The following is a 12997-nucleotide window of genomic DNA, read 5'->3' as shown; positions in this document are numbered from 1 at the left end:
GTAAATTATTAATCATTAAAACCTACTACAATGGCAAAGACAAAAAATAACATCTTCATGACCGGCCTGTCCGGTACCGTGGGAAAACAAATGACCCTCACACAGAAAAAAGGAGATACTATTGTTGGCAAGAAAAGAGGCCCCAGCAGTATCCCCGCCACAGACCCACAACTGGACATCCAGGATAGGTTCAAAATAGCCAGCAAATACGCAAAAGCTGCTATCCTGGACCCTGTTACCAAAGCCGCCTATACAGCGGCCGCGAAAAACAACCAGAGTGCATATAATGTGGCGCTCGCGGATGCATTCAAAGCACCAGAGATTCAAAGCATCAACACGACTGCCTACCACGGCCAGGTCGGTGATATCATCACGATTCGTGCTGTAGACGATTTTAAAGTTGTAACAGTACAGGTGAGCATCACCACCGCAGCCGGTGTACTTGTAGAACAGGGGAATGCTGTGCTGACCGGTAACGGAATGGATTGGAAATACACAGTTACATCGTTAAATGAGGCGACGGCTGGTTCTAAGATCCGCGTAACCGCTAAAGATCTGCCGGCAAATGAAACGGTGGAGGAAGCAATAGCTGCTTAATGTTAAAAAGGGATTCAGCAATGAATCCCTTTTTAAATAAGGGCCCGGTAAGATTACCAGGCCTGTTCTATGATAACTATATCCCCAAATTAACGGGCAGTCCGGCAGGATTGACAGTCTGGTTAGGAACCCTGTTATGAACTTCTATGTATAAGGATAAAAGCAGCCCGACAGGATTACCGGGCCGTTTACATAACTATGAAAGCTATCCACGCAAAATTCTTTGTACAAGGATAAAAGCAACCCGGCAGGATTACCGGGTCGGCTACATCCCATTCTTGTCAACCCTATATTTAATTTCTTTGCATAAGGATAAAAGCAGCCCGGCAGGATTACCAGGCCGTTTTTCATAGTTATTGTTTAGTAAACCCTGAAAACTGAGCTGAAAATTATGAGCCAGGCAGAACTACCCGGCCATCGTATTTATAGTATGCAAACAACAAAAACTATTTCCTCTTATCCGTTGTATCAGGATCAAATGAGATGAGGTTGAACATCGCCCTCATTCTGCTTCTCAAACGATTCCCATAAATCTCTTCTAACTCATTGCCATTTAGATTCGTAGTAACATGTGTCAACATCTTATGAGAAATAAACAGATCATATCTCGATAACAGAATCTTCACCATCACATTCAATTTATCACCCCAGAAATTAACAGGCGTCTCCAGTCCCAGGTCATCAAAGCAGTATACGCGGGGTACGCTGCTATAGGGATGAAAAGCATTGGTGGTATACTTTGTAATAATTTCATAGCCTTTCTGGCTAAACTCAATGCTGATCTCCTGGCACGATTTGATCACCGGGTTAAAGGAATTTTTACTAAGATTTCTCATGAGATGCATCAGGGATGTTTTGCCACAGCCCACATTCCCGGTGAGTAATATGCCCTTATCGAAAACAATATTCTCTTCTTTGGCAACTACTTCATCATGCAATACATAAGCGATTAACTTACGCACCACTGGCCAGTCCAGCTCAGGAATTTCAAATCCCGGCCCATAGATGCGTTTACCATCTTCGGTAATGTGCTGAAAGAGGTAGTCGTAATCATAGCGGGATGTCATAACGTTTGTTTTGATTGACATGTAATTTTCCTGGTGTAGCAGCCTCGTTGGGGAGCAATCCTGTATTCAGCATCCATTTTCGCGCGGCGGATTCCCAATCCTGAATAGGATTTCCTTTAACGATCCAACCTCTGGCCTGGTAATAGAAGAAAAATTTGCGGGCTTCTGTTTGTGGCAAACCGTTAGTATTGAAATACCCTTCGACCTCTTCCTGAGAAGGATTTTTTATATCTTTTTTTTTGAGCGTGAGCCCGTTTACTCTCTCTTGTTTAACATTGTTTATATATTGTTTATTAGTAGGGCTCTTTTTTGAGCCGGCTCGATGCTCAGTTTCGGGCTGGGTACCCCGCTCTCTTCTAACCCCGTAATTCTTATCTCCCGTATTAAAAATGACCCGGTCCACATGGTTGTCAAATAGTAATTCCCCATCATCACTCCATAGCGTCATACTGATCATTGCAGGATTGTTTACATCAACACCAGGAGTGTAAGTAATCAATCCGCAGTTATGTAACTCCTTAAGGCATCGCAGGTAAGTGTTACGGGAACCTATCCTGCTGAATCCCATAGCGTCTTCCCTTATAACAGGAAATTCAGCCTGAAAATGATATTGATTCCAGATATGAAATAAAGCCACATACAGCGCCGCATGAGTAACGTGTAATCTTCGTCCTCCTTTATGAAAATTGGACATGGCGGTGTTTAAATGTTTAATGTAATTCACTGTCATTTGATTGGATTTTTTGAGATTAAATAATTACGGACGGAGTATATTCAACATCCGCAGTATTTTACGAAAAAGCTCTGCTCTAAAGAGATAGAGAGACTGTTTAGTTGGCCACTCTCTGGACATAAATTTTGATTGAATGATGAAGCAAATGAAGTGAAATAAACAATACGATAAGGGTGGCAGGGGTTGCGCAACCCCTGCCAATTAATTAATAATCAATGAAATATTTCATAAAAATAATTTCACTCCCTGGACAGATTTATCAGTTTAACCAGTATATCACGTACTGAATTTGCCAGTCCTGCACTTTTATCATAAAAAGCATTACGGACACTCCTTGTAGTGGGATCTTCACTCTCTATTGAAGTAAAGAAAACGGAGAAGAATTGGGCTAACACTGTTTTGTTATTATTGAGAATAAATCCCGATGTTAACAATAGTCCAACCAGGCGGCCTAATTGAGATACACTGAGGGAGGTCCGCACTTTAAAGTCCTTCCATATCTCCATTTCTGCCGGCAAATATCCATTGGACAATAATCCTTCATAGTTTTCCAGGAAGCTAAGCTCCGCAGCCAACCAGGATTCGAGTTGTTCCTTAAGAGGTTTGTGCAGCTTTTTGAGATACATGCCCGGATGAACAGTGATCTGGTTAAAGTACTTCCGGAATAAAAAGATCTTCTCTTTTTTATCTTTGATGCTTATTGCTTCATCAATATTTTGTCTGAGTATTTCGATGAAATAATTGAAATATTCAGGATCATTAAAATCGAATTGCAATAATACCAGCTGTACATCCTCAATTGATACTGTCTCTGTTAGTTGTTCATATAATTCGTGCAGCAGCTTTTGCAGATAGAACATTTCGTGATAGGAGACTTGCGCTCCATCAAGGAGAAATATCCTGTAAGGTTTCATTACAATACTCTTTAACTGCTCGTCCAGGTTCCCCATTCTGAAGCTAACAAGCTCAATTTCATCCATCAAAGTCTCCCGGGCTATTTGCATATAGATCTCCGGAAGCAGACAGTCTTCATCCAGGTAACGGGAGAAATCTTTCTCCAGGAAGTTTAGCAACTCTCCTAATGATTTGAAAATGTGCTTACTGATGTCATCATTAGCTTCCATTATAAGATCCATCAGGCGTACCAGTTGATGTTGCCTTGTTCTCACATAATATTCCACTGTTTTTTCATCAGTATAGCTATGTATAGCTTCCAGCATCCGCTGTTTCTCCCCATTCAATTCGAATATGATAGCATCAATGTCCTGTTGATCTATGGGTAAGAATTGCTGTTGCAGGGCAGCATGAACCAGTGTCTCGAAACGAGACATGTTTAAATTTGGCATCTTTAAATTATTTAAAATGAGAAATGTGGGTTAAGTCCTGCAGGAGATTAACTCTAAAGTTTGATGTATTTCAGATCTGGAGCAAAGATATTTTCAGGGGATGGAAATGCCAAGTACCACTCTATCCAGTTAAATGAACAGGAAACCATTCTGTTCATTTTTAAAACTGAAGTGGGGATGCAGTGAGTTGTTGTAGTGGAAATATATCAGCAGTGACTTAAGTCCATTATGATTAAATAATACCATTACTTGATTCATGATAAACGTACTTCCTTTATCTGTGACAATGATATAAAAACTAATTTATCAGTCAATAAAAATCCTTGACTATATAGACAGGTAATAGATGCCTTTTCATTATTTTCGGATATTTATAGATTAAATTTATCTCATGGCATTACCAATCAATATATCTGAATTGCTGAATGGACATACAGTTGAATGGGACCGAATTGAATGTAAGGCCGGCTGGAATCCGGAGGATATTGTTCATACCATTGTGGCGTTTGCAAATGATCTTAATAATTGGGGAGGAGGTTATATTTTTGTAGGAGTTGCAGAAAAGGATGGGATTCCTCAACTTCCCCCATTAGGAATAACTCAGAATAAAATGGACGGAATTCAAAAGGAACTATTAAACCTCACGTATCAGATACAACCCTATTATGCACCTGTTTCACAGCCATATGTTATTGAGGACAGGCATATTCTTGTAATATGGGTACCAGGTGGTGATAATCGTCCTTATAAAGCACCTACAACTTTAGGTGAAAAGGGGCAAAGGAGATATTATGTACGCCGTACGTCTAACTCTGTTCTTGCGAACCAACAAGAAGAACAATTATTGCTGGATATGGCCAAACGTATTCCCTTTGATGACAGGTTAAATCACCATGCTTCACTAGAAGATCTGGACTTTGGGCTTATTCGCGATTTCTTAGAAGATATAAAAAGTGATTTGAGGAAGGAAGCTGCTCATATGGAATTAGCAGAACTCGCCACTCAAATGCGTATTGTTGGTGGCCCACCTGAAGCTTTATTACCTATTAATGCAGGTCTGCTTTTCTTTTCGCAAAGTCCGCATAAATTTTTCAAAGGAGCCATTACTGAAGTGATTACATATTCAGATGATTCAGGGAAAAATTTTACAGAGAAAAAATTCTCCGGCCCAATTCATAAGCAATTAAAACAGGTACTATCCTTTATTGAAAGTAATATCGTAAGGCAAAGGATAACCAAGCAATCAAACAAGCCAGAAGCAGACAGAATAAATAATTATCCTATGGCAGCACTGGAAGAAGTGGTGGCAAATGCTTTTTACCATCGCAGTTATGAACTTGATAATCCTATAGAGATTAATATATTTCCGGATCGAATAGAAGTATTGACTTTTCCTGGACCCTTGCCACCAGTTAGTAAAAAGATGTTAAAACAGAGGAGAATTATAGCGCGTAATTATCGTAATCGCAGGGTAGGGGATTTTTTAAAAGAATTAAATCTTACGGAAGGTCGGTCAACTGGTTTTCCAACGATTTATGATAGTATGGATGAAAATGGTTCTCCTAAGCCAATATTTGAAACTGATGATGATTTTGGTTATTTTCTTGTGATAATACCTGTGCATCATTTATTTTTAGAGAAGAAGCCAACTCTTGATGAGGATGCATTGAAGATACTGCTATTTTGTATGACAGTTAAGAAGCGGTCGGAAATAATGGAGGAAATAGGGTTAAGTAATCATACTAAAAATTATAATACTCATATTGTTCCATTACTTGATGCTGGGTTATTGGCTTATACGGTGCCCAATAAACTCAAAAGTTCCGCACAAAAATATATTACTACGGCATATGGAGCAGAAATGCTTCAATAAATTTTCTTACTTAGGCATTGAGTAGTGTCTAAGTAGTGTCTAAGTGAAAGTATATTAATGCGTTGATTTTTATATTGTTATGATTTGTTGAATAATGACTTAGACACTATCAGTATCTAAGTCATGTATTGGTTTGTGAATTTCATTTATAATCCTTGGTTTACTACAAAATATTTCGATATTTTCTAGCCCCCTCCATGAGCCAAGAGGCCTCATTTTTGTGGTCTCTTGGCTATATCTCTACCTACAACCCCATCTTCGCATAAGGGACACGTATACCTTTCACGCGATAAAAATATGGATCAAGATACCCGTCAACACAGCCTTCTACACCACAGGCAGAAAAATTAAGACAATAAGTAACCAGTAACTCATTGCGTCCGTTGACAGACTCCGGATGTATTGCGGGAGTATAATACCGTGCATAATTACCGTATAAATATTCATTGATAGTATACACCTGCGTACGTGTTGTAAAAGGTCCTGTAGGACTATTACTGGTAGCTGTATATATATTCCTGGAGTTATCACAATTAAACCCCTGATCCATGGTTACCATCACATATTTGCCATTTACATAAGCAATGGTAGCTGTACCTAATCCGTCTGTAATCCTGGCTGCGTCACCGGATACCGGTGTATTCACCCAACCGGTACCATTCCAGAATGTCCATAATTGAGGATTCGTTATTGGAAAGCGGGCTACATGTACATTACAGGTATAACCGAATCCTGTTCCCTGTGTTCCAAATGCATACACATAACCATCTGCAGCTTTCACCATACCTGCTGAATAGAGAATGTTTGCCTGACCGCTCATTCCTGCAGGTAATGTCCTTTTCACCTGCCACTTGCTGCCACTCTTCGGCGTTAGGTCATACAGTGATTGATTGGTAGCAATTAAGCCCGAGCCCTCTCCACACTGCAGATATACATGATCCCCTATTTGCATTCCGGGACCAGGCCACGCAAACGTATTACCAGACTGAATATCACAGATCTGTTTCGGCTTGTTTTGAGCGCTGGAATCGCGGGTCATATTGATAGTGTTATCAACCCAGGGCCACCAGTTACCCGCTGTCGGCTGAATTAAAATAGAATTGCCATAGCTAAAGAAGGAGCTACAACTGAATTTACCATTAGGTTGTAAAGACGCTCCATCCCAGGCATCCTGTGTTACCCATAGCACATTACCATTGCTTAACGGAATACTGGTGCCTTCATCAAATGCAACTGATCCCTGTGAAGGATCATTTCTGTTAAAGAACCGTACAACATTATCATCACGGTAAGTATCAGCATCACGTTTTAGCAGTCGCCATTTCTGATTGTCACCTGTACCCAAAGTTTCCTGTGTTATCGCGCTGCCATTAGATGTGGAGCTGGCAGTAATGGCCATACCACTGCCTTTGTTAGTAATGCGATAGACATCAGCAGAATCAGTAGCCGTTATACTCCACAACTGTTCATCAGCAGGGAGAATAAATTCAGCGTATTGCTGTAATTGTACACCCGGTGTATGTGAAGCTCCGGGTAGATCAAGTAATTTACCACTGAATACATTTCTGATGTGGTAATATTTGATGTTGTTAACAGTGGTCTTATAGATGATATGCCATCTTTGCCAGCCATCAATATTACCGTTGGATATGGAGCTGGCATACTGGGTGATCCCGCGCTGATCGCTGTACTTTTCATTATAGGTGGGAAACCCGGATACTTCCATGTATTTGCCTCCTGCCAGGCATTCAAAAGTATAAATGTCGTAATCACTGATTGTAGTAGCGGCAAGTGCAGTGGATGCCTGTAGGGATTCATTAACCGGTTTCGTTTGTGTTTTGTTACAGTTTTGCAGGGTAATAAACACGAAAGGGGTTATGAGATACATAAATGTCTTTCTCATATCAATTTGGCTATTTTAAGGTTAACCAAATATAGTATTTTATGCTATTGCCCAGCGGGGAACAGACACCGAAGAGGGAAAATTGAAAACCATTCATTTTTTTCCGGTGCCTTGTTCCCGTTTGAGCAAATAAATTACCGGATATTAGAAAGAGAACCAGTATAAAAATACTGGTAGCTTATCATAGGTATAAGGCATAGGGACATTTTGTAAAAGTAAAATGGTCTCTTTTTCTTTTTCATGACAATGCTTTAAGTATTCACATGCAATCAGGGTGAAAAATAGAAAGAATAAATGAGACACTACCTATCACAGAAGTATGTGTTTAAACCCACTTTTTACATTTATATATCAGGGTTCGAATCTATAAGGCTGATAAAGAGCGGATTTGAGGGATTTTTACAAATGAGTAAGATAGCTGCTCAATGCAATTTTTTTGACATATATCAAAAACTATTTAATCCTGATAGCGGAATTTACCGGTTATTTCAATTTTTTTCGTGTGGAAGTCTTAGTTCGTACCCGGCTTAATGTCTCAATGGTTATGCCCAAAAAAGAGGCTACATAGGTAACCTGAAGCCGGTTGGCCAGGTGGGAATAGGATTCCAGAAAAAGCTCATATTTTTTTTCAGCGTTGTGCAGTCGGGTAATATATGCCCTGTTATTGGCGGATATATAATTATACTCTGTTATTTTTCTGCCAATAATATTAAACGAGGGGTACTTTTGATACAATTTATTCAAAGCGGAAAAACTAATGGACAACAACTCACAATCTTCAACAGCCTGGATATTTTCTACAGTAGCTATCTGCAGTAAAAAACTATGGATAGTTGCTGCCATTTCATTTTCTGAGGCAAACCATACGGTGGTTTCTCTATCCTCTTCCTGAACAAAGCCCCTTAACAATCCTTTTTTGATAAAATAAATATTTTCGCATATTTCTCCATCCCGCAACAAATACTTACCCTTTTGAATATTGTGACAATAAGCATTTTTCAACAAGTATTGTTCAATTCCCTTGCCTATAGGATGAAATGAGTTTAACATCTGCAGCACGGGCATTAACTCCTCTTTCGTAGGCTGTTTTTTTGTGGTCATTTGATCTAAAGTAACATATTTAATTCATTTTGTATGTTATAACTTATTTCTGCAACACCATCACTTCATTCATAATAAACGTACTTCCTTTGTCTGTAACGATATTATAAACAGGTTGTAATCCACCGGCAGATTCAGTTTTATTGATGACGGTGTAAGTATGGAAAACTTTTGTTTTATCATCCATACATAATAATTCATCTCCTGTTACTACTTCGCCAATTGCTTTTTTACCACTAACTGTTTGTACAGGATGATTAGGTGTGGCTTTTAATATTTTCCCTGAGAGGATTACCGTATGTGTATCAGCATTATCTGTTTGCGTAGCATTCATCACCAGCAATTGTGTAATAGCATAGTTCTTTGGTGTATGCACAGTCAGCTCTTTCACAGTAACGATATTAGGCTGGTGTGTTACCGCATCCAGACTGGAAATTTTATCGCCAGTAACAATATTGCTAAGTGGTTTTTGAGAACCATCAGCCAGTGTTACTAACTGATCTCCCGGGAAACAGATATCTGTTCCATAGGTGCCGGATTCTCCTTTGATATCTTTCCCACCATTGATAGCCTTGTACAACTGAAAGCTAAATTCTTTTGATAATACATAAGATAGTTTCAGGACAAAGTTCTTTTCTTCTTTATCTATAGCATGGATATCTTCAAAATACTTATTCCAGATTTCCGGATTACTGTTGAAGATAGGCATTACAGCACTGTATAGTTTGCCTTTTTCATTTGTATAAAAAATCATTGTGCCAATATCCAGCATACTGTCCTTTGCTACCAGACGGTAAAGGTCTATGCGTTTTTTAAGCCCATCATCACCTGTGATGATATAAGGCTTACGCATTTCATAACGGTCAAGCACATAGGAATTATTGAACTTGACATAAGTATCATTGTCCAGATCTTTTACGGTAAAGGCTTTACACTTTTCGTATTCTTCCGTCCGCATAGGACGGGTTTGTGCTGATAGCTGGCAGGTAATGAGGAGTAAAAAAGAAAGGATATATATTCTCATGATAATTCTTTAAAAGCGGTGGCAAATGCTTGCATTTCATCCATACGACCGATACTGATACGGCACCATTCTTCATTGTTGAGTTTCCAGTGACGTAATCCTACTCCACGTTTCATCATCTCATCTGTAAACCGTATACCATCCATTTTCAGCGGGAACATAACGAAGTTAGTGCTGGAAGGGATATAGGTATAGCCTTCGGCTTTTAAGGTGTCATACAGGAATTGTTTGCTGGCAGCTGTTTTTTGCTGTGTTGCCTGCATATAGCTTGTATCCTGGTAGCTGGCAGAAGCAGCAGCAACAGAAGGCGCAGATAAGAGGAATAACCCGGAATCAGCATAATTGCCGAGTAAGGCAATCATATCAGGCTGAGCAACTACATAACCAATACGCATACCTGCCAGTCCGTATATCTTAGAGAAGGTACGGGCTACAATTAGATTCTGTCCGCTTTTTACACTGCTGATCAATGTGGCAGATTTCGGATCAGGGAGATAATCGATATATGCTTCATCTACGAAAACAGTTACTTTTTTAGATACCCTTTCACAGAATGATTTCAGTTTATCTGTATCTACGATGGTGCCGGTAGGGTTATTGGGATTACAGATATACACAAGTTTCGTATCTGCATTAATCGCCTTTTCCATGGCATCTAGATCGTGTTTATAATCTTTGGTGAGGGGAACTTTGATCCACTTTGCACCAACGTTTTCGCATCGTGTTGGAAGATCCTCATAAGTAGGATCAGCTGTTACTACGTTCCCGCCTTTTGAACATAATGCCAGTGCAGCGCCTAACAACAGGGGAGAAGAGCCTGCGCCGGTCACCAGCATTTTAGTATCGATTCCTTCATAGGCACAGATCTTTGCTTCCAGCTCCTGCACCTGAGTCAGCTGATATTGATAGCTGGTATTTAAGCTGTCTATCATCGCCTGTTTGGCTTTGGCAGAAGGCCCGAAAGGATTCTCATTGGCAAATAATCTGGCTTTCAGGTTTGTGGGCATGGGTAATGCCATTTCACGAAGCCTCTTTTGTATAGGAGCAGGTGTTGGCGCTGCCTGTAAACGGCTGAGCGCCGGAGGAAGCATCGTAAGTAGGGCGGTGTTCTTTAACCAGTTACGTCTGTTCATAGTGGTGTAGTTTTTGGTATGTGTTGTTCTGTTGTACGGCCATGTAAATCGGCTACTGTTCTTCTGGCTGATTCAAAAGCGCCGGCCATCCAGGCATTTAAATAAGTTGTATGTTCTCCGGCAAAGTATACTTGTTTATCGGGCTGTAGCAGGCTCTTGTAAAGTGTTTGGCGGGTAGCGCTGGTGTATAATCCCCAGCCACCCATGCTGTATTTTGTTTTATGCCAGCTGACAGAAAACGACTTTTCAAATTCCTGTTTGTATTGCGGATGTATCAGGCTTCCTTTTTCCAGTGCGAGCTGTTCTCTTTGCTGATGAGTAAGGTTGCCAGTATGTCTGGCTTTATCGTTGAAATTGTAATATCCGAGTAAGATGCCCTTTTTGCCGAGGTAGTCGTAAGAAGGGTAGAAGATTTGAGTCAGTTCATTATTAGTATGAGTAATACCCCCGTAAATCTGTTCATCTTCTTCCCAGAAACGTCTTTTAAACTGGAGTCCTATTTTGCCTGTAGCGATGTAAGGGATATAATCTATGGCCCTGCTTACGTCCGATGAGAAATTATGCTGAACGTTGCTTAATACAGGCAAAGGTAAGGTACAGATGCAGAGATCTGCCAATAATTCTTTTTCTGCTTCTTTCTCTTTATAGGTGATTTTCACCCCTTGTTCCTGGTTGTAAATGGCAGTTACTTCGCAGTTGAAATGGATGTTTTGCACTTTTTGAGATAAAGCCTGTGCTATTTTATCCATCCCACCGATAGCCTGGAACATAGTCATCTGCAGCTCGTAGGTATATTCTGCTACATTGTAGAAATCAGGATCTGCAAGTCCTGAGGAGATGATATCCGCCAGTTTATGCGGGTCTGCTATCTTCCCTGGTTTATCTCCGGCGCCGGGGGATTCTATATATCCTCTTCTGTCAGATGCTTTGTAGAGTTTATCTATATCAAGTCCGCCTTCGGCACGAAGATATTCGAGTATTTTCTGTGTATCTTCTTTGGTGAGGGCGGTGTCTAATGAATGCTGATCAATGGCTTTGGCGAGTAATTCTGTGGTGTATCCCCGCATGTCATTGTGTATTTCTCTTGCACGGACCTTTTTATTAGATAGGAGTCCTTTCCCTTCGCTGAAGTAGTAAGTTGCTTCATTCACATTGTTATATACCTGTATGGGGACGTTGAGTTCCCGGCAGTAATGGAGTGTCAGCTCGTGGTGGTGAGGGATACGGGAGGGACCTGCGTTGAAGTATTGTCCTTCGTCGAAGGTGGCAGTTTGTGTCGGGATGTCTGTTTCGTGTTGTTCAGTGCCTTTGCGTATGCTCCAGCAGCGTCCTCCGGCCCTGTTTCTTGCTTCCAGGATGGTACACTGGTAGCCTAATTTGGTGAGTTCGTAGGCCGATGTTAGTCCTGCGAGGCCGGCACCGAGGATAACGACGTGTTTTCCATTACCGCTTCCTTTAAGGTCAAAAGCATGAGCAGGGGATTCTTTAAGCATGCCCAGAGCCAGCATGGCCGGGTACGCAGCAGCAATCTTACCCGTTTGGGTTAAGAAATCTCTCCTCGAAATAGACATTGGTTGATGTTTAAATACTTCCTTTGAACAAAATAGCAATTATTGCGGATTGTTGTGCAGGAAATTTGTTGAACGGTTATTTGTAACTTCCCGCCATGAAAATGAGTAAATATCTGCAGCAGGGGAAGTCTGAAAATTATCAGGATGCTGAGGATAAGAAGTTGTTGAAGGCAGGAGAAGTAGCTGCATTGCTGACGAAGAAATTCAAAATGAAGATCACGGCGCTGGAATTATCTCCTTTTGCGACTGAGTGGCATCATGGAGGCGTGTTTAAAAGTGCTACCGGACAGTCTTTAAAAGGAAAAAGAGTATTTTTTTTCAAACCGGCTGATGTGGAAAAGGTATCATTGGAGCAGATATTACGTAACAGGGAAAAAGCTGCCGCACCTAAACCACTACCAGATAATAGTATTGTACAGGGCTGGTATGTGCAGTTCTTTAAAATGACAGATCCGGTGAGCCGGCGTGTATATTCAAAACCATTCGTAGGCATTTATAAAGGGCCGAAGTCTAAAGCGCCTAAAGGGTTTCATGTGTTGGGAGATGAGGCATTTACCGTGGCAGAGAAGCAGAGGGGAAGAGAGCTGAAACCGGGAGAAGAATGTAAGTTTTAAAAAAGCGGGAACATAACAGTTCCCGCTTTTTTTTA

Annotated in this window: 12 protein-coding genes; 3 read left to right on the top strand and 9 right to left on the bottom strand. The window is 40.6% G+C overall.

Annotated elements, in window-relative coordinates:
* Positions 1-30 precede the first annotated feature (30 nt).
* Positions 31-597 (top strand): hypothetical protein, encoded by a 567-nt coding sequence (locus tag BMW86_RS07555; protein ID WP_089780499.1) that lies wholly within the window; start codon positions 31-33, stop codon positions 595-597.
* Between the two features lie 144 nt (positions 598-741).
* Here the strand turns inward: BMW86_RS07555 and BMW86_RS07550 are convergent, their stop codons facing one another.
* From BMW86_RS07550 to BMW86_RS07535, 4 genes are all read right to left on the bottom strand, one after another.
* Positions 742-948: a hypothetical protein gene (locus BMW86_RS07550; RefSeq protein WP_089780497.1), complete on the bottom strand. Its 207-nt coding sequence runs from the start codon at positions 946-948 to the stop codon at positions 742-744.
* Positions 949-1043: 95 nt separating this feature from the next.
* Positions 1044-1664 carry a P-loop NTPase family protein gene (locus BMW86_RS07545; RefSeq protein ID WP_089780496.1) on the bottom strand — a complete coding sequence of 207 codons (621 nt, stop codon included), beginning with the start codon at positions 1662-1664 and terminating at the stop codon, positions 1044-1046.
* Positions 1648-2394 carry a hypothetical protein gene (locus BMW86_RS07540; RefSeq protein WP_143056518.1) on the bottom strand — a complete coding sequence of 249 codons (747 nt, stop codon included), beginning with the start codon at positions 2392-2394 and terminating at the stop codon, positions 1648-1650. Before BMW86_RS07540 ends, BMW86_RS07545 begins: the two co-directional genes overlap by 17 nt.
* A gap of 242 nt (positions 2395-2636) precedes the next feature.
* A complete protein-coding gene (locus tag BMW86_RS07535; RefSeq protein WP_089780493.1) occupies positions 2637-3728 on the bottom strand; it encodes a hypothetical protein in 1092 nt (363 codons plus the stop codon).
* Positions 3729-4134: 406 nt separating this feature from the next.
* Between BMW86_RS07535 and BMW86_RS07530 the strand changes: the two genes are divergently transcribed.
* Positions 4135-5616, top strand: coding sequence for an RNA-binding domain-containing protein (locus BMW86_RS07530; protein ID WP_089780491.1), 1482 nt, complete (start codon positions 4135-4137; stop codon positions 5614-5616).
* A gap of 244 nt (positions 5617-5860) precedes the next feature.
* Here the strand turns inward: BMW86_RS07530 and BMW86_RS07525 are convergent, their stop codons facing one another.
* The 5 genes from BMW86_RS07525 to BMW86_RS07505 all read right to left on the bottom strand — a co-directional run bounded on the left by BMW86_RS07525 (position 5861) and on the right by BMW86_RS07505 (position 12348).
* Positions 5861-7519 (bottom strand): RICIN domain-containing protein, encoded by a 1659-nt coding sequence (locus BMW86_RS07525; protein WP_089780489.1) that lies wholly within the window; start codon positions 7517-7519, stop codon positions 5861-5863.
* Between the two features lie 483 nt (positions 7520-8002).
* The gene (locus BMW86_RS07520) at positions 8003-8569 is read right to left on the bottom strand and encodes a Crp/Fnr family transcriptional regulator (RefSeq protein WP_177189187.1); all 567 of its coding nucleotides are present in this window, start codon (positions 8567-8569) and stop codon (positions 8003-8005) included.
* Positions 8570-8663: 94 nt separating this feature from the next.
* Complete coding sequence (locus tag BMW86_RS07515) at positions 8664-9644, bottom strand: hypothetical protein (RefSeq protein WP_089780485.1); 981 nt, start codon at positions 9642-9644, stop codon at positions 8664-8666.
* Positions 9641-10777: a pyridoxal phosphate-dependent aminotransferase gene (locus BMW86_RS07510; protein ID WP_089780483.1), complete on the bottom strand. Its 1137-nt coding sequence runs from the start codon at positions 10775-10777 to the stop codon at positions 9641-9643. Before BMW86_RS07510 ends, BMW86_RS07515 begins: the two co-directional genes overlap by 4 nt.
* Entirely contained in the window at positions 10774-12348 is a 1575-nt protein-coding gene (locus BMW86_RS07505) for a flavin monoamine oxidase family protein (RefSeq protein WP_177189186.1), read from the bottom strand. The genes BMW86_RS07510 and BMW86_RS07505 overlap by 4 nt, the downstream gene beginning before the upstream one ends.
* Before the next feature lie 95 nt (positions 12349-12443).
* Between BMW86_RS07505 and BMW86_RS07500 the strand changes: the two genes are divergently transcribed.
* On the top strand, positions 12444-12962 hold the full coding sequence (locus tag BMW86_RS07500; protein WP_089780481.1) for a hypothetical protein: 519 nt from the start codon (positions 12444-12446) through the stop codon (positions 12960-12962).
* Positions 12963-12997 lie beyond the last annotated feature (35 nt).

It is taken from the genome of Chitinophaga sp. YR573 (genome assembly GCF_900110995.1).
Taxonomy (GTDB): Bacteria; Bacteroidota; Bacteroidia; order Chitinophagales; family Chitinophagaceae; genus Chitinophaga.
The sequence above is the reverse complement of the archived record's forward strand: the minus strand, read 5'-3'. Positions and strand labels throughout refer to the sequence as shown.